General features: G+C 61.7%; 16 protein-coding genes. 8 read left to right on the top strand and 8 right to left on the bottom strand.

Going from position 1 to position 17,726, the window contains the following annotated elements; translation table 11 throughout:
- Positions 1 to 23: 23 nt before the first annotated feature.
- The 5 genes from AKL28_RS06215 to AKL28_RS06195 all read right to left on the bottom strand — a co-directional run bounded on the left by AKL28_RS06215 (position 24) and on the right by AKL28_RS06195 (position 5,489).
- Positions 24 to 854, bottom strand: a complete 831-nt coding sequence (locus tag AKL28_RS06215) for a DUF4198 domain-containing protein (protein ID WP_050467215.1) — start codon at positions 852 to 854, stop codon at positions 24 to 26.
- Positions 855 to 934: 80 nt separating this feature from the next.
- Positions 935 to 1,495 (bottom strand): DUF2271 domain-containing protein, encoded by a 561-nt coding sequence (locus tag AKL28_RS06210; protein WP_050467214.1) that lies wholly within the window; start codon positions 1,493 to 1,495, stop codon positions 935 to 937.
- A gap of 78 nt (positions 1,496 to 1,573) precedes the next feature.
- A complete protein-coding gene (locus AKL28_RS06205) occupies positions 1,574 to 2,239 on the bottom strand; it encodes a PepSY-associated TM helix domain-containing protein (protein ID WP_050467213.1) in 666 nt (221 codons plus the stop codon).
- A 131-nt stretch (positions 2,240 to 2,370) separates the two neighbouring features.
- Positions 2,371 to 3,339 carry an alpha/beta hydrolase gene (locus tag AKL28_RS06200; RefSeq protein WP_050467212.1) on the bottom strand — a complete coding sequence of 323 codons (969 nt, stop codon included), beginning with the start codon at positions 3,337 to 3,339 and terminating at the stop codon, positions 2,371 to 2,373.
- Positions 3,340 to 3,410: 71 nt separating this feature from the next.
- A complete protein-coding gene (locus AKL28_RS06195; protein ID WP_082221390.1) occupies positions 3,411 to 5,489 on the bottom strand; it encodes a TonB-dependent receptor domain-containing protein in 2,079 nt (692 codons plus the stop codon).
- 247 nt (positions 5,490 to 5,736) lie between these two features.
- Here AKL28_RS06195 and AKL28_RS06190 point away from each other — a divergent pair, with 247 nt between their 5' ends.
- A complete protein-coding gene (locus AKL28_RS06190) occupies positions 5,737 to 6,510 on the top strand; it encodes a response regulator (RefSeq protein ID WP_156226247.1) in 774 nt (257 codons plus the stop codon).
- A complete protein-coding gene (locus tag AKL28_RS06185; protein ID WP_231602355.1) occupies positions 6,507 to 7,850 on the top strand; it encodes an ATP-binding protein in 1,344 nt (447 codons plus the stop codon). Before AKL28_RS06190 ends, AKL28_RS06185 begins: the two co-directional genes overlap by 4 nt.
- A 15-nt stretch (positions 7,851 to 7,865) precedes the next feature.
- On the opposite strand, the gene AKL28_RS06180 is transcribed toward AKL28_RS06185, so the two are convergent.
- The gene (locus AKL28_RS06180; protein ID WP_050467260.1) at positions 7,866 to 8,534 is read right to left on the bottom strand and encodes a glutathione S-transferase; all 669 of its coding nucleotides are present in this window, start codon (positions 8,532 to 8,534) and stop codon (positions 7,866 to 7,868) included.
- A 66-nt stretch (positions 8,535 to 8,600) separates the two neighbouring features.
- Between AKL28_RS06180 and AKL28_RS06175 the strand changes: the two genes are divergently transcribed.
- A complete protein-coding gene (locus AKL28_RS06175) occupies positions 8,601 to 10,043 on the top strand; it encodes an aminotransferase-like domain-containing protein (protein WP_050467211.1) in 1,443 nt (480 codons plus the stop codon).
- A 23-nt stretch (positions 10,044 to 10,066) separates the two neighbouring features.
- On the opposite strand, the gene AKL28_RS06170 is transcribed toward AKL28_RS06175, so the two are convergent.
- On the bottom strand, positions 10,067 to 10,306 hold the full coding sequence (locus AKL28_RS06170) for a helix-turn-helix domain-containing protein (RefSeq protein ID WP_050467210.1): 240 nt from the start codon (positions 10,304 to 10,306) through the stop codon (positions 10,067 to 10,069).
- 5 nt (positions 10,307 to 10,311) lie between these two features.
- Positions 10,312 to 12,636 (bottom strand): FdhF/YdeP family oxidoreductase, encoded by a 2,325-nt coding sequence (locus AKL28_RS06165; protein ID WP_174525349.1) that lies wholly within the window; start codon positions 12,634 to 12,636, stop codon positions 10,312 to 10,314.
- Between the two features lie 400 nt (positions 12,637 to 13,036).
- On the opposite strand from AKL28_RS06165, the gene AKL28_RS06160 reads away from it, so the two are divergent.
- The 5 genes from AKL28_RS06160 (at position 13,037) to AKL28_RS06145 (ending at position 17,655) form a co-directional block, all read left to right on the top strand.
- Entirely contained in the window at positions 13,037 to 14,641 is a 1,605-nt protein-coding gene (locus AKL28_RS06160) for a collagen-like triple helix repeat-containing protein (protein ID WP_050467208.1), read from the top strand.
- A gap of 75 nt (positions 14,642 to 14,716) precedes the next feature.
- On the top strand, positions 14,717 to 14,935 hold the full coding sequence (locus AKL28_RS06155) for a helix-turn-helix domain-containing protein (RefSeq protein ID WP_050467207.1): 219 nt from the start codon (positions 14,717 to 14,719) through the stop codon (positions 14,933 to 14,935).
- A gap of 244 nt (positions 14,936 to 15,179) precedes the next feature.
- Positions 15,180 to 16,871, top strand: a complete 1,692-nt coding sequence (locus AKL28_RS06150) for a ShlB/FhaC/HecB family hemolysin secretion/activation protein (protein ID WP_050467206.1) — start codon at positions 15,180 to 15,182, stop codon at positions 16,869 to 16,871.
- 229 nt (positions 16,872 to 17,100) lie between these two features.
- Positions 17,101 to 17,274 (top strand): Flp family type IVb pilin, encoded by a 174-nt coding sequence (locus tag AKL28_RS23840; RefSeq protein WP_082221384.1) that lies wholly within the window; start codon positions 17,101 to 17,103, stop codon positions 17,272 to 17,274.
- A gap of 207 nt (positions 17,275 to 17,481) precedes the next feature.
- On the top strand, positions 17,482 to 17,655 hold the full coding sequence (locus tag AKL28_RS06145; protein ID WP_082221389.1) for a Flp family type IVb pilin: 174 nt from the start codon (positions 17,482 to 17,484) through the stop codon (positions 17,653 to 17,655).
- The last annotated feature ends 71 nt before the right edge of the window (positions 17,656 to 17,726 follow it).

Raw genomic sequence — 17,726 nt, 5'->3', positions numbered from 1 at the left:
CAGTGCTTCAGCGCTTCTGCGCCTCAGGGCAGCACTTCCACGGTAGCGATGTAGCTCGCACGGCGCTGTGCGGCTTGCGGCAGCGTAGTCTTCTGGTCGGACACGCTGGCTTCCATCCAGTACATGCCCGGGCCGCCCCACTTCACGCTGAACTTGCCCTCGCCATCGGTCTTGACCTTGGTGTCCTGCAGCTTGTCGCGGTAACGGATACCGCCCGGCACCACTTCCACTTCAATGCTGGAAGCCGGCTTGCCATCCAGCATCAGCTGGAAGCTGGCGGTGTCGCCCGCCACCAGATCGGTCGGATGGGTGATCGGTTGCAGTTCAAGGCCCGCGCCGGTGATCGCCAGCGCGGTCTTGGTCGGCTTGCCCGCCGTCACGAAGGTTTCCACGCGGCCGTTCACCTGGGTCACTTTCAGCTCCTGCGCATTGGCCGGGATTTCCTTGGCCAACGCGTCAGCCGCACCGCGCCAGCGCTTTTGCTGGCCGTCTACCTTGTAGCTGGCGAACACGCCATTGTTGACCACGGCGATCTTGTAGGTGCCCGGCTGGCTCAACTGCACATCGAACGTGCTGCGATATTTGCCGGTAGCGGCATTGACCGCCTGCACCGGCTTGCCCTCAGGACCGGTCACCACCAGGCCATCCAGGCGCAACGGGAAGTGTTCAAAGTAGAACAGGTCGTTGGAAACGGCGGCATCCACCGTCACCCAGGCTTCATTGCCCGACAGCACGGTGGCCGACGGCAACAGCCACTGGCGATGCGCGTGGGCCGACAGCGGCAGGCTGATCGCCAGCGCCAGAGCGGCGACCTTCATCGAGGCGCGCACGGTGCGCTTGAGGGAAAAATTCATGTTGGCTCCTTGGTCTGGGTTCTGTGATTGTGCAAATGGAAAATGCGACCTGAATCGCGACTGCAATCAGGGCTTCAGTGTCAGGGCTTCAATTCGAGCGAAACGGCACCCAGTTCGCTGCTGCCTTGCGCCTTGGCGGTTTCGGCCGATTTTGGCGGCCACTGGAACGGCAGCTTTACCAGCTCGCGACCGCCGACTTCGCGTGCGGCTTCCACCATCAGCACGTAATCGCCCGGCGCCAGGCTGGCCAGCGGCCCCTTGCCGGAACCGAAGTTCAGTTTCTGTTCACCGGCCGGACGGGTCGCGCCGCTGACGCCATCCACCGGCATCTGCAATTCGCGGCCGCTGCGGCGCCACCATTGGCGGATATCCTTGAGCCACTTCTCGCCTTCCTTGTCCTTTTTCTTGAGGTCGTACCAGACTGCCAGGTTGGCGGCCACGCTCTGGTCGGCGCGCTCGATCCAGGCCGCCAGGTAAGGACGGTGGTACTCGGCCACGTTGAGTGTGGGAATCTCGATCTTCAGGTTCATGTCGGCCGCGCCGACCGGAGCCGCCGAAGTGAACAGGGCTGCCATGGCCAATGCCAAGACGGTAGGTTTGAGCAATGCGGATTTTCTTGCCGGATCTTGCTTGTGTTTCATAAGACAGGCCTCGCTAACGGATTCGGATGAAAACGACGGATAAAAAACAGGTGGAACCAGCCCGGCTGCACGCCGGACTCAATGAATAAACAGGATCGCCAGCAACAGCGGCGCCACCAACCCAAGCACAACCAGCGGCCAGGTGGCAGGACGCTTGCCCGCATGCATCTGCAGCAGGAACAGGCCGGTGATGCAAAACACCAGGCAAGCCACGGCGAAGATGTCGATGAACCAGCTCCATGCCGTGCCGGTATTGCGCCCCTTGTGCAAATCGTTGAGGTAGGAAATCCAGCCGCGGTCGGTTTTTTCGTATTCGACCTTGCCGTCCTCCAGCGCCACCCTCAACCAGGCATCGCCCCCCGGACGCGGCAGTGAGACATACACCTCGTCGGCCGACCATTCCGCCGCCTGTGCGCCCACCGCCACCGACAGCTGTTGCGCGATCCAGTCGCGCACCGGCGCCGGCAATTCGTCCCTGGCGCTGCTGCCTTTGCTGTCGGCGGCTTCAGCCTGCCGCCTCAAGGGCGCCAGCAGCGCCTCGGGCAGTTGCGCATGGCGATGGCTGACTTGAGGCTTGGCCTCGATCTGCGCCGCATGGTTCAACGTCAACCCGGTCGCCGCGAAGGCCAGCATCGCCACCAGGCACATGCCGGAACTGATCCAGTGCCATTGGTGCAAGTGCTTGAGCCAGAAGGCGCGGCGTTTCTGGTCCGGTAGTTGCTTGGCTGCGTTGGCTTCCTTCATAGCGCGGGGATGGCTCCCCGCCACCCTTTTTAAATAATAATAATTCTCAATTATAACTTCGCTACCCACGAATAACACAACCGCGGCCGCTCTTTTACTTTGCGATACATAGCGATACAAAGCTCCATTTCCTAGGGTGGCAACCCGGCGGCAATGCGCAAGGCCGGCTCCAGCGACGCAGGCAACATCGGCCCATGCGCCATGCCGGGGAAACTGCGCAAGGAGACCGCCAGTCCGCTGTGCCCCTTGAGGCGGGCAATCATGTCCGGCAAGGTCCGGGGTGGCATCCCGGCGCGCGATGCCATCATGGATTGCGCCTTCGCATCAGCCTGGACATCGCCCTGCAACGCCACCTTGCGTTCGCGCGTCTCTGCATCCCCCACCATCACCCACAGGCGGGTGCCGGGCGCTACCGTGGCATGCGCGAAGTTCTTTTCCTCCTCCAGGATCACCCCGCGCTGCCACCATAGCGAGGGACTGGCGGCAATGTAATTGCTGAACAAGCTCCCGCGGGAAAACAGCGCATGCAGCACGAACAGCCCGCCGTAGGAGTGCCCCCACAAGGCCAGCCTGCCGCTGTCGAGCGGCGCCATGGCACGCACGCGCGGCATGACCTGCCGTTCGAGCAGGTCGAGGAATATGTCCGCCCCGCCGCCTTTGCGGCCGCGCGCGGCCTCTTCATCGGCCTGCCCCGGCGGAAATGGCGGGGTGTAGTCGTAGGCGCGCGCCTTGACGTCGAAGCGCAGCTCGGTGTCGTAGCCGATGGCGACGATCACCGGCGGCTGGGCCGCATCCAGCGCCTGCAACTGCCGCTCGTCGGTGGATGCCATCGCGGCGTTGCCGTCGAGCAGGAAGATCGCCGGATAACCCGATGCCGGCGCGGCACGACGGGGAATGCCGACCATCACGCGGTAGCTGCGTTCACCATCGTACGAACGCAGATCGAAGCGTTCGAAACGATAGAAGGCAGAACCGGTGTCGGCGATGGTCGGGCCAAGCTTCCTCGACAAGTCGGGCTGAGCCCTGGTCATGCCGGGAAGGAATGCATATAACAAGGGCGCTGCCAGCAGGCGGCGGCGCGAATGCAGGATATCGGTCACAGGAAATCCATCGGTGACAGGGAGAAGACCCGGCGCCACGCAGGCAGCGCCAGGACATCAGGCAAACGCCGTCAGAAACGCTGGGTCAAACTCACCCACAGGCGACGGCCATCGCCGACGGTGTTGAAGCTTTGCTCGTCCAGGCGCTTGTCGGTGATGTTGTAGATCGCCGCGGCCACGCTGGTGAGCTTGCCGATGTCATAAGTAGTGCCGATATCGGCCAGCGCATACGCCTTGTACTCCTTCACGCCGGACGACGAGATGGTGGTGCCGGCGGTCCCCACGCGCGCTGCGGCGTTGACTTCCTTGCCGTGGTAATTGAACGCGGCCCACAGTCTCCAGGCATCCGATTGCGCCCAGTCGGCGCGGATGTTGAACATGTGCCTGGGCGTGCGCGCCAGTGCATAACCGTCATAGTTGCCGCCCTTCTGGCGCGAATCGGTATAGGTATAGTTGGACTTCAACGCCAGGCGGCTGGTGGCTTGCCAGCGGCCGGTCAACTCCACACCCTTGATGGTGGCGCGGTCGACGTTGTAGCTGTACCAGAGGCGGTAGTTGGAGTCCTGCGACCAGCGCGCGATCGAACCGTCGGCGTTATAGACCAGGGCGTTGCTGACCTTGTCCTTGAAGTCGGTATAGAACAGCGTAGCGCCGCCGGAGAGCCCGGCCTTGTTGTCCCACAGCGCGCCCAGTTCATAACTGGTACTGGTTTCCGGCTTCAGGTTGGGGTCTCCGATGATCACGCCGCAAGTGCCGGTGGGGCCATAGGTGCATCCCGCGCCGCCGGTGGTGTAGGCATAGCCCGGTGCGATGGTGCGGATATCCGGCGCACGGAAACCGCGCGAGATGCCGCCCTTGACGGTGAGATTGTCGGTGGTATGCCATACGCTGTAGAGACGCGGGCTCCAATGGTTGCCGTAGATTTCATGGTTATCCAGCCGCAGGCCGCCGGTAAGCGACCAGGCATCTGACAGCTTCCATTCATCCTCGACGAACAAGGCTTTCTGCGTGATGCGGAAACTCTGGTTGATACCGGTACGCAAGCCCGGGTTCTGGTCGGTCAGCTTGCCTTCGCTCCATTGGCCGCCCAGCACCATCCAATGCGATTCCAGCGGTATGCTCAACTTCCCGTCCAGTACGGCATTCTCGATCTTGGGCGAACGTGCGGCCTGGGTATAACGGTCGCTGCCGACCGGGCTTTCGGTGTAGCTCTTGCGCTGCGCCTTTTCATACGAGAACGTCACGTCCGATGTCGCCCAGCCATAGCGGCCGGTATGCGACAACGAGAAATGGTCGCGCGGGTTTTCGGTATAGCTGTCGGCTGTCGTCGCGGTGGAGGCCAGCGTATGGTAGGAAGACGCGTCGCGGCGCACCTGGGTGGTACCGGCTTCCAGCAGGATGTCGTGATCCTTGTTGGGCGTGAGCGACAGGCGCGCGGTGAAATCGGTATCCAGCGCCTTGGTATTGCCGTTGAGGATACGGTCTTCCTGGCGCTTGTAGACCTTGCCCCACAGTTGCAGGCCCAGCACATCGGCAGCGATCGGTCCGTTCACGTAGAACTGTCCCTGGTAGGAATCGCCGGAGTCGCCATGCTGCTGCAGCGTGGTGTCGAAAGTCACCGCGCCGCCCCACTTGCCGGCGATCTTCCTGGTGATGATGTTGATCACGCCGCCCATGGCGTCGGAACCATACAGGGAAGACATCGGGCCGCGCACGACTTCGATGCGCTCAATGGCTTCCAGCGGCGGAATGTAGGACTGCTCGAAACCGGAATTGCCGTTGGTGCGCGCGTCGCGCGTGCTCTGACGCTTGCCGTCCACCAGGATCAGCGTATAGGCGCCGGGCAGGCCGCGGATGAAAATATCCTTCTCGGTCGCGGTGCCGGTGACGGTCACGCCTTCTACATCGGACAGCGCATCGGTCAGGTCGCGGAATTGCTTCTTCTTCAATTGCTCCTGCGTGATCACGGTGATGCTGGCCGGCGCGTCGACCACTTCCTGCTCGAAGCCGGTGGCGGTCACGACCACTTCCTTGAGTCCCTGCGAAGCCGACGCCGATTGCGCCTGGGCCGCGCCCCCTATCATCGCCAGCGCCGCAGCGACAGCCAGCGCCGCACGGGTCGGCATGAATTCCTGTTTCGATTGTTGCATGGTGCTGTTCCCCATCGTGTTGGTTGCCCCTCCCCTCGCAAAACGCAGGCGCAAGAGAGCCCCTGCAAGGAAAGTCCCCGCAAAGCCGCACCGGCACTGGATTGTGATCAGGTTGGAGTTTTAATGCATTTGCAAATGAGAATTATATTCATTTAAAATTGGGAAAAGTTTGTCAATATGTGGCAATCCCGGCCACCCACTGCGCCAGCGCGCCAAGCCTCCCGACGCAATACGAGAAGGGCAACACATGCCATACCCACCCAATATCGATCGCCATATCCTGGTGGTCGACGACCACCTCGACATCTGCGAACCGCTTGCCGCCTACCTGCGCCGCCAGGGCATGCTGGTCAGCATGGCGTTCAACGCCGCCCAGGCGCGCCGCCTGCTGCACAAGCAGGCATTCGACCTGGTTGTGCTGGACGTGATGATGCCGGGCGAAGATGGCCTGTCGCTGTGCCGCCACATTGGCGAACAATACGGCACCCCGGTGATCCTGCTGACGGCGATGTCGTCCAGTGCGGACAAGGTCAATGGCCTTGAAACCGGCGCCGACGACTACATCGTCAAACCCTTCGAACCGCAGGAGCTGGTGGCGCGCATCAAGGCCGTGCTGCGCCGGATCGCCCGCAGCCTGCCGGTCGCCGTTGCGGACGACGCGCCCGAGAAAACCGCCGGCCATGACGCCGTCCACCGCTACGTCTTCGACGAGTGGACGCTCGACCTCGAACGCCGCGAACTGCGTGACCGCGACGGCATGGCCACGACCCTTTCCAGCGTCGAATACCGCCTGCTGTGCGCCCTGGTGACCCACCCCAATACCGTGCTCTCGCGCGACAAGCTGATGGACCTTACCGCCGGCGCCGATGCGCAAGTATTCGACCGCAGCATCGACAGCCAGGTCAGCCGCCTGCGCAAGAAGCTCGAACCCGATCCGCGCCGCCCCAGCCTGCTCAAGACTGTATGGGGCAACGGCTACCTGTTCGCCGCGCAGGTGCGCGCCGAACCGGTCCTTCCATGAAGCTGTGGCCGCGCACCATGGCAGGCCAGCTGGTCGGCCTGCTGCTGCTCGGGCTGGTGGCCGCGCATGCCATCGGCCTGTCGGTCGTGCTGACCAACGGCGAAACCATCCACTCCATCTCACGCGACCAGATGGTCGAGCATGCCGCCATGGCGTGGCGGCTGGGCACCTTGCCGCAAGCACAAGCGCGCCAGGCGCTGGAAGCCATACGCGACGGCAATGCGGATTACATGCTGGGCAAGACGGCCGATATCGATGAAGGCAGCCAGCAAGGCTACGACCAGGATGCCATCGCCGAAAAACTGCAAGCCTCGCTGGGCCTGGAAGCCCACGACGTACGCGTCAGCCTGGTACGCCACAGCGCGCGCCATGGCGACTTGCGCATTGCCATGCGCACACCGGACGGGCAATGGCTCAACACCTTGCAGCATCCCGTGATGTCGCAGGCATGGATGCGTCCGCTGCGCTTTTCCGTGCCGGTCAGTACGCTGCCGGTGCTGGTAATCGTGTTCCTGTTCGTGCGCCGCATCCTGCGTCCGATCAAGGCGCTGGCGCATGCCGCCGAACGCGTCAGCCGCGGCGAGCAGGTCGGCCCGCTGCCGGTAAGCGGACCGTCGGAAGCGCGCGAAGTCACCTCCGCCTTCAACCTCATGCAAGAACGCCTGACGCGCTTCATCGAAGACCGTACCCGCCTGCTGGCCGCCATCAGCCATGACCTGCGCACACCGATCACCTCGCTGCGCCTGCGCGCCGAGATGGTGGACGATCTGCAACTGCGCACCGCCATGATCCGCACCCTGGAAGAGATGCGCGTGATGGTGGAAGAAACCGTGCGCTTCGCGCGCGACGATGCCCGCAATGAAGACACCCGCGAAGTCGACTTGCGCACGCTGCTGCGCGACGTGGTGGAAGATCAGTTGGCCCAGGGCCGCGATGTACAGTTGGTGCGGTTGCGCAGCGGCGCGCCTGGCGCGCTGCCGTACCGTTGCCGCCCGGTGAGCCTCAAGCGCGCCATCGGCAACCTGGTGGACAATGCGGTGCGCTACGGCCAGCGCGCCCGGCTGGCCGTGTCCTCAGGAGCCGGCGGCTCCCTGCACATCCATGTGGACGACGACGGCCCTGGCATTGCTGCCGACAAGCTGCCGGAAGTATTCAAACCCTTCGTCCGGCTGGATGCCGCACGCAACCGCAATGCCGGCAAGGATGGCGGCAGCGTTGGATTGGGATTGGCGATTGCGCGCTCATGCATCGAAGCGCACGGCGGACGGCTGGAGCTCGAAAATCGCGGCGACACAGACCGGCCATCCGGCCTGCGTGCGGTGATCAGCCTGCCGGTGTAGGCCGGGATCTGGGTCTCAGCTCAGCAGCCCATACGGGCCGCCGCGCTCAAGCGCGCGCTGGTAAGCGGGCCGCGCATGGATCGCTTCCAGGTACTTGAGCAGGTTGGGATAGCGGCCATCCAGCCCGCCGCGGGCGCGCAAGCCTTCGACCGGGAAACTCATCTGGATATCGGCCCCGCTGAACGCCGCTCCGGCGAACCACTCCGCCTTGCCCAGCTCCGCCTCCATGAAATGCAGGTGGCGCCCCAGTTGCGGCGCAATCATCTGCTTCCTGAAACCGCCCGCAATCATGCTGGCCACCGGCCGGATCAATGCCGGCACCGCCTTGGGCAGCCTGCTGAAGATCAATTGCAGCAGCAACAGCGGCATGGCCGAACCTTCCGCATAGTGCAGCCAATAGCGGTAACGCAGGCGCTCGGGCGTGCCGGCCGCAGGCAACAGCCGGCCCTGGTCGTAGCGCTCCAGCAAATATTCCACAATGGCGCCGGATTCGGCGATGGTCAGTTCGCCATCGGTGATCACCGGAGACTTCCCCAGCGGATGCACCGCCAGCAGCTCCTTGGGCGCCAGCATGGTCTTGGGGTTGCGCTGGTAGAACTTGACCTCATACTCCAGCCCCAGCTCCTCCAGCAGCCACAGCACGCGCTGCGAGCGCGAATTGTTCAGGTGATGCACGGTGATCATGGTCTTGGCCTTGTAGAATACAGGCGACCACTCTAACACTTAACATCGCCCCCAAAACCGCCCAACATGGCTGCCACTCCCCTGTACAAGCAATTCGCCGACCAGCTGGCGGCATCCATCCGCGAGGGCGTGCTGCTGCCGGGCGAACGCATTGCCTCGGTACGCATCGCCAGCCAGCAGCGCAAGGTCAGCGTGACCACCGTGGTGCGTGCCTACGAGTTGCTGGAAAGCCGCGGCATCATCGAAAGCCACCCGCAATCCGGCTACTTCGTCCGCGAGCAGGCGCCGGCATCCGACAAGCCCGCCGCCAAACGCAGCGCGCGCCAGGACAATCCGGCCTACCAGCGATCCACCGAGGTCGATGTCAGCCGGCTGGTGCTGGCCACCTTGAAGACCATCCAGCAAGACGGCACCGTGCCGCTGGGTTCGCCCTACCCCAATCCCGCGCTGTTTCCCTCGCAGCGGGTGAGCCAATACGCCGGCAAGATCATGCGCGACGCCAGCCACTCCAGCGTGTTCGACGACCTGCCGCCGGGCCATCCCGACCTGCTGCGGCAGATCGCACGGCGCTACCTGGAAAATGGACTGAAGGTCGATCCCGAGGAAATCGTGGTGACGGTAGGCGCCACCGAAGCCATCAACCTGTGCCTGCAGGCGGTGGCGCGCCCGGGCGACACTGTCGCGGTGGAGACGCCGACCTTCTACGCCATGCTGCACGCGATCGAACGCCTGGGCATGCGCGCACTGGAAATCCCGACCGATCCGCAACGAGGCATCGATGTCGATGCGCTGGAACAGATCATGAAAACGCAGCCGGTGGCGGCCTGCATGGTGATGCCCAACTTCCAGAACCCGCTCGGCTTCCAGATGCCCGACGGCGAGAAGGAGCGACTGGTGCGGCTGGCCGAACGGCACCAGATGCCGCTGATCGAAAACGCCGTCTACAGCGAGCTGTACTACGGCAATGCCCATCCCTCTTCACTGAAGAACTACGATCGCGAAGGCCTGGTGCTGCACTGTTCCTCATTTTCCAAAAGCCTGACATCGGCTTACCGCATCGGCTGGGCCATGCCCGGGCGCTATCGCGCGCAGGTGGAAAAACTCAAGTTCCTCAACACGCTGACCACACCCACCGCGCCGCAACGGGCCATCGCGGAATACCTGACACAAGGCGGCTACGAGCGCCACCTGCGCCGGGTGCGCCGCGCCTTCGCCCAGCAGCGCGACCTGATGCGCCATTTCGTGCTGCGCTTCTTCCCCGACGGCACGCAAGTGTCGGAACCGGAAGGCGGCTATGTACTGTGGGTGGAATTGCCGTCAAGGGTAGACGCGATGGAACTGTACCGGCGCTGCCTGTCGCTGGGGATCACGGTGGCGCCGGGACGCATCTTCGCGGCGACCAACCGCTACAGCCATTTCATCCGGCTGAACTACAGCTATCCGTGGTCGCGCGAGATGGAACAAGCGTTGAAGCTGGTGGGGAAACTGGTGCTGGAATTGTCGGCGTAGGCGTCAGAACCCGTTCAAACATGTCATCCCTCGGAGGGCAACAGCAATTGCGCGCTGCCGGTGCCATCCTCGTTCAACTCCACCTTCAACACCCCCGCCTCTTCCAGGGCCGAGAGGAAACGCCGCAGCGTACTCATGCGCAACTGCGTGCGCTTGGACAGCCGCGCCAGCGACAACGGCGCGCCGCCGCTGCGCTCATGGTCGGCTTGCAGTTCGCCGAGGATGGCGAGCACTTCCGGCGGCAAGGCGTCTTCGTCCGCCATCACGCTCAGGCCGCGGCCTGCTGTACCGCCGAACGCGACAACAGCACCGGGATGGATTTGGAAGTCGGCGTGCGGGCGCGGTCGGCGAAGCTCTCCAGCGGCACCAGCGGGTTGGTTTCCGGGTAGTAGCTGCCGATGCAGCCGCGCGGGATATCGTACTCGACCAGCAGGAAGCCGTTGGCGCGGCGCTCCACGCCGTCGTCCCACACGCTCACCATGTCGACCCATTCGCCGTTCTTCAGGCCCAGCATCTTCAGATCCTCGGGATGGATGAACACCACCCGGCGCTGGCCGAACACGCCGCGGTAGCGGTCGTCCAGGCCGTAGATGGTGGTGTTGTACTGGTCGTGCGAACGCGTGGTCATCAGCGTCATCAGCTTGTCGCCGTGGATCTTGCGGGCGCGATGGATCGGCGTGTCCTTGGGGATCGCATGGACGATGAAGTTGGCGCGGCCGGTATCGGTCTTCCAGACGCGGTCGCGCGACGCCACGCCCAGGTGGAAGCCGCCCGGATGGGTGATGCGCTCGTTGTAGCCCTTGAAGGCGTCGTACACCTTTTCGATGGCGTCGCGGATACGTGAATAATCCTCGGCGTACCACAGCCAGTCGATCTTCTTGCCGTTGTTGCGCGACTTCATGGTGGCTTCGGCCATGTGGGCCACGATCGCGGTCTCCGACATCAGGTCGGGCGAAGCCGGCTTGTTGATGCCGTAGGAGACGTGCACCATGCTCATCGAGTCTTCCACCGTCACGCCTTGCGGGCCGGACTTCTGCACGTCGATCTCGGTGCGGCCCATGGTCGGCAGAATCAGCGCATCCTTGCCGTGCACCAGGTGGCTGCGATTGAGCTTGGTGGTGATGTGCACGGTCAGGTTGCACGAGCGCATGGCGTCGAAGGTGCGGTAGGTATCGGGCGTGGCCATGGCAAAGTTGCCGCCCAGGCCGATGAAGACCTTGGTGCGGCCTTCCAGCATGGCCATGACGGACCCCACGGTGTCGTTGCCGTGATGGCGCGGCGCCTTGAATTCAAAGACTTGTTCGAGACGGTCGAGGAAGGCCGGAGTCGGCTTTTCGTCGATACCGACCGTGCGGTCGCCCTGCACGTTCGAGTGGCCGCGCACCGGGCACAGACCGGCGCCGGGGCGGCCGATGTTCCCACGCAGCATCATCATGTTCGACAGCAGCTGGATCGCACCCACCGCATGCTTGTGCTGGGTCAGGCCCATGCCCCAGGTGGCGATCACGGCCTTGCCCTTGACATAAACCTGCGACAGCTTCTCGATATCTTCGCGCGAGACGCCGGACTCTTCCACGATCTCGCTCCAGCTTTCAGCGCGCACGTCGGCGGCAAACGCCTCAAAGCCGGCGGTATGTTCTTCGATGAACTTGACGTCCAGCACGCGCTCGCTCCCGGCGGCCACGGCTTCGTCATCCAGTTCGATGGTGCGCTTGATGACGCCCTTGATCAGCGCCAGGTCGCCGCCCAGTGTCGGATGGATGAACATGGAACTGATCTGGGTGCTGCCCAGCGTCAGCATCTCGACCTTGCTTTGCGGATCGGCGAAGCGCTCCAGGCCGCGCTCCTTCAAGGGGTTGATGGCAACGATGGTGGCGCCGCGCTTGGACGCATGGCGCAGCTCGCCCATCATGCGCGGGTGGTTGGTGGCCGGGTTCTGGCCGAACAGGAGCAGCGTGTCGCACAGGTCGAAGTCGTCCAGCAGCACGGTACCCTTGCCGATGCCGACCGTGCCCGGCAAGCCGACGCTGGTCGGCTCGTGGCACATGTTGGAACAGTCGGGGAAATTATTGGTGCCGTACTGGCGCACGAACAGCTGGAACAGGAAGGCTGCTTCGTTGCTGGCGCGGCCGGAGACGTAGAAATCGGCCATATCCGGGTCGGACAAGGCGTTGAGGTGCTTGCCGATCAGGTCGAACGCGCCCTGCCAGTCGATCTTGCGGTATTTGTCGGTGGCGGCGTCGTACACCATCGGATGGGTCAGGCGGCCGTGTTCTTCCAGCTCATAGTCGGACTGTTGCATCAGTTCGGCCACGGTGTGCTGTTCGAAGAACTCGGCGGTGACGCGCTTCTTGGTGGCTTCAGCCGCCACGGCCTTGACGCCGTTTTCGCAGAATTCGAAGGTGGAAGTGTGTTCGCGGTCCGGCCATGCGCAACCGGGGCAGTCGAAACCGTCGGGCTGGTTCTGCGACAACAGGGTGCGGATGCCCTTGCCGTCTGCCACGTGTTCCTTGACCAGGTTCAGCGCCACATACTTCAGCGCGCCCCAGCCGCCGGCGGGTTGGTTGTACTGCTCGATTCTCGGTTTAGCCATGATCTCGGTGCGAACGGATTGATTCCAGATTCGGCGAGTCTAGGACAAGCCTCCGCATGGCTGCATGTACAGTCGCAACAGCGGGAACAGAGCACAGTGCGACCAGATCCGGATGGTCTCCGGCATGGACAAAACCGTCGGCAATTCGCGCCGTATCCGAAACATTTTGTTCCCGGCGTAACGTTACAGAGAACACGTAACGACATCTTCCGCGCACATCAAAAAAATCTGAATTCAACCAAATAAAAATTGTAAGTCATTGATTTAAATAAGAAATATCACTCTCCGAAAAATATTCAAACAGTTCTGGAACCAGGCATTTTTTCATGGCACGCACTTTGCCATTTAAGTATGCCGAGTCTTCACATCTGACTCTGAATTCGAACAAAGGAGAGTGAACATGAACATCTTAAATAAACGCGTCTGGGGCGCCGCGGCTCTTACCCTCATCTTGGTGCTCAGCGGTTGCGCCAGCGGCAGTGGCTCCACCGGTACCAGCCTGGGCGGCGGAAGCGGCGGCGGCGGTGGCGGCGACGGAGGCACCACGACACCCACAACACCCACGACACCGACTCCGACAGTGACTCCGACCGGAGCCGTCACCGGCAGCGTCGGCAATCTCGTCACCGCGACAGGAAATGCCGTCTCCGGAGTCGGCACAACCGTTGGCTCGCTCAATCTGCCAATCGTGCCGCAGCAAACGCAAACCGATTTGTCCAATGTCGTGACCAGTACCGGCGGCATCGTTTCCGCTCTCGGCAATGGCATCAGCAGCGGTCTTGGACAAATGGGCGTCGTCGCCAATCCGGTCGGCGTGACCGTGGCGAGCACCGGCAATGTGGTCGACCAGACCGGCAAAACCGTACAAAGCGCAGGACAGCTGGTGACGAATCTGGGCAGCGGCCAATTGTCCGTGCTGGCGCCGGTGACCGCACCGCTGGGCGGCCTGGTGACTCAGGCCGGCAAAACGGTGTCGGGCCTGGCAACACCGGTGACCAAGCTACTGACGACCGGCCCGGTCGAACAGATTACGCAAACACTGAGCAACGTGATCGTTCCGATTACCAGCAAGGTGACCACGCTGACCCAAACTGTCGGAACCAAAACCGGCCTGGGCCAACCCGTACAGAACTTGCTGACGAATCTGGGCGGAACGGTGAGTAATCTTGGCGGCACCGTGACCAAGAGCGATGTGCCAATCGTGAATAACCTGGGCGTCATCGTCACCTCGGCCGGCAATACCGTCAACGCGGCCGGCATCTTGCTGCAACCCGCCGGCGGCACGACGTCCAACAACAATATTATCGGTGGCTTGCTTGGCGGCCTGGGCAATCTGGGCGGCACCGGTACGGGTACAGGCACGGGTACAGGCAATTTACTCTCACCCGTGACCAATACACTGGCGTCCCTCACCGGCGGCTTGGGTAACTTGGGCGGCCTGGGTGGCGTGGGTGGCATTGGCGGCACCGATAATCTGCTGGCGCCGATCACCGGCACGCTCAGCGCCCTGGTCGGCGGCGGACTCGGCACGATCGGCGGCAGCACAGGCAATCCGCTCGCCCCCGTCACCAATACAGTCGTCGCCCTGACCAACAGCCTTGGCCTGAACGGTCTCACCGGCGGCGGCACAGGCAATCTGCTAGCCCCTGTCACCAATACGGTCGTCGCCCTGACCAACGGCCTTGGCCTGAACGGCCTCGCCGGCGGCACCGGCAGCACGGGCCTGTTGTCGCCTGTCACCAATACCATCGGCACGCTGGTCGGCGGCGGCTTGGGTACAGTCTCCGGCGGCACCGGCACGACCAATTTGCTGGCGCCCGTCACCAATACGCTGACCGCACTGACCGGCGCCCTCTCTGGCAATACCGTCACTACTACCGTTGCAGTAGCGCCGGTCGTCACAACCGCACCCGTGACCAGCGGTACCGGCACCACGGGCAGCACCAACAACATCCTGGCTCCGGTCACCAACCTTTTGGGCAACTTGCTCGGGGCTAAAAAATAATTACGACAGCATGCGCGCCGGCTTTGATGCAAATAACAAACGGCGCGCATTCCTATCGATCAAGGGGAAAACAATATGTCGCTCAAACAATACTCACTGGAAGAAATTTTCAGCAAGCTGCAACAGATCGAAATCTTTGTCGCCACCGGCGACCTTGTGCAGGATGCCTGCCAGGAAGTCGGTGTTTCAAAACAAAGCTATTACCGCTGGAAGAAAAAATTTGGTGTCCCAAGGATCTTCTCATCACGGGGTTCCCCCCATCCCATCGACATGATGTTCGAAAAAAACAATTAATTTCACTGTCGTCAATACGGCGCAAAGCCGTGGATACGCTCGCTTAGCCGGGCGTTCTCTAAACATGCGTTTGCGTGTTTGCAACAAAATATTCACAAAAATATTTGACGCTAGTCAAAATTAAACTAATTATTAAGTTGTTACGTGATTTAATAATTACGTTACATTCTGCGAATACCGCGCAGATGCCTAGCCTTTAAAGACAAAATAAAGAACGTTGCATGCTAGCAAAAGGGAAGTTGCTATGCAGAAAACTACCAATAGTATTGCCTTAATAGCTACGCTCTACATGTCGTATTGGGGGCTGCCATTTACCAGCGCCAACGCGGCGGATGTCCGCAGTCCTGGTGCGGGCAATCCGCTCGATAGCCTGCCCAAAGTGGAACCCGCGCAGCCGCAAACGATGGACGTCGATATCCAGACGAAAGGTCAGGACCCGGCGCTGCAACGTTTGCTGGCCAGCCGCATCGTGCCTTCGCGTTTTCAGATCGCAGGCGTAAAGACCCTGCCCTTTGACGCCGTCGCTGCGCAATTTTCCGGGCTGGCCAATCGGGAAGTCACCGTGGCCGAGTTGCTGCAAGCGGCCAATAACGTCACCCAAATGTATAAGGACAAAGGCTATCCGCTGTCTTTCGCCTTTATCCCGGCACAAACCTTCGACAACAACATCGTGGTCGTCAACGTGGTGGAAGGTTATGTCAGCGAAGTCAACATCGAAGGCAACCCGGGTGCTTCGGAAGGACGCCTGCGCGAAATTGCCGAACAGCTCAAGAACGATCGCCCGCTGAGCAGCGCGACTTTCGAACGCATCACCGGCATCCTGAGCCTGCAGCCCGGCATGCTCATCAATGCCACGGTCAAACCGCCGCCAGCCACCGACGGCGCGGCGGAAATGGTGCTCAACGTCAAGCGCAAGGCGGTAACGGTGGGCGCCGGCCTGGACAATGCGACCTCAAGCCTGCGCGGCATCATCAGCGCGACCGAAAACGGCCTGACGCCGCTGGGCGAACAAATTACGGTCAGCACGCTGGTACCGCGCGGCCCTCTGAACGAAAAATATTACGGACTCACCTATGCCCAACCGCTCGGCAAACAAGGCTTGCAGTTCCAGCTCAATCTTTCGGATTACAGCGGCGAGCCGGAAAACCAGAGCCTGGTCCCGCAACAGTTCAACGCGACCTATCTGAACAAAACCCGGCGCCTCGGCGCCTCGCTGAGTTATCCGCTGATCCTGAACAACCGCACCAACCTCACGCTTACCGGCGGCGCTTATGCGGCAGAGAACACCGTGCGTTACACCCGCTCCGTGCCTGCGCTGGTGCCTGTGATCGAGGTGCGCTCCAGCATCCGCGCGCTCAGCCTTGAAATGGCCTGGACCAAGCTGCTTGAAAAAGGCAGCACGCAACTGTCGCTCGGCCTCTATCAAGGCATGAACACGGCGGGCGCGAGCCTGACCAACAGCAATGTCGACCTCAATTTCACGCGTCTGAAAACGCTGTTTACGCAAACCTACCAGTTGCCCGCCGGATTCGGCGCTGCACTCAGCGGCAGCGGGCAATTGAGCGGCAGCGTCTTGCCGCTATCGGAACAAATCAGCTTCGGCTCCAAACTGTTCGGGCTGGCCTATCCTGCCGGCGAAATTGCCGGCGACCAGGGCTGGGGCCTGTCGCTGGAACTGAATCGCGCGATTCCTTTCGATGCGACTTACCTGAAACAGATTCAGCCCTATGTAATGACGGATTCTTCACGGGCTTATGTGAACTCGGGCGATCTGTCGCATAACAAGATCGCCTCTATCGGCGCCGGCATGCGCTTTTCCGACCAGCGCCACTATTCGCTCGACCTGTCGATCGCCCAGCCCGTCGGCCAGAAACCGATCAATTCCGACGACAGGCCTTTGCGTCTGAATATGTCTTACACCTATCAATTCGATTAAGAAAATACCTTCGACGACTGGCCTATCCGAACAATCGAAGAAGGGTTTTGCCGAGTACCGGTCAACACTGGCAATTCGGCCTGTTTCGAAGAGAGGAGCATGCGATGAAATGGTATCGACGAACGTGATCGCAATAGAGGGCGGCCTGTGATCCGGCGTGGCCAGGAAATGCATGACTGCCGACATTCGATGTAGCGAACTAACTTTTATCCCGATTCCGGAGATGAACATGAAAAACCAACTGATCCAATTCCTGCAAGACGAAGAAGGCGCAACCGCCATTGAATACGGCCTGATCGCCGGCCTGATCGTGGTGGCCATCATTGGCTCCCTGCAAAGCGCCCGCACGGAACTGATTCGTATCTTCGGCCTGATTGTCACCGCACTCACTGCGGCGGTCTGAACCGAGGTGCAACGGCGCACCAGTCTTTCCAATTGCCCGCCAACACCGGGGACGCGGGTTATTCCGAAGAGAGGAGAAGGCGATGAGATGGTACTGACAAACGTGATCGCAATAGAGGGCGGCTTGTGATCCGGCGTGGCCAGGAAATGCATGACTGCCGAAATGAGGAAATAGAAAACCGACTTTTACACGATTCTGGAGATGGACATGAAAAACCAAATCATGCAATTCCTGCACGACGAAGAAGGCGCAACCGCCATTGAATACGGCCTGATCGCCGGCCTGATCGTCGTAGCCATCATTGGCTCCCTGCAAAGCGCCCGCACGCAACTGATTCGCATCTTCGGCCTGATTGTCACCGCACTCACTGCGGCAGTCTGAGCCAATGCGCAATGGAGGATCGGGAATGCGCGTGCGGCATATGCGGATACGTCGGCATATTGCATCCCCGT

Origin of the sequence: Herbaspirillum chlorophenolicum (assembly GCF_001189955.1) — a bacterium.
Taxonomy (GTDB): Bacteria; Pseudomonadota; Gammaproteobacteria; order Burkholderiales; family Burkholderiaceae_D; genus Herbaspirillum; species Herbaspirillum chlorophenolicum.
The sequence above is the reverse complement of the archived record's forward strand: the minus strand, read 5'-3'. Positions and strand labels throughout refer to the sequence as shown.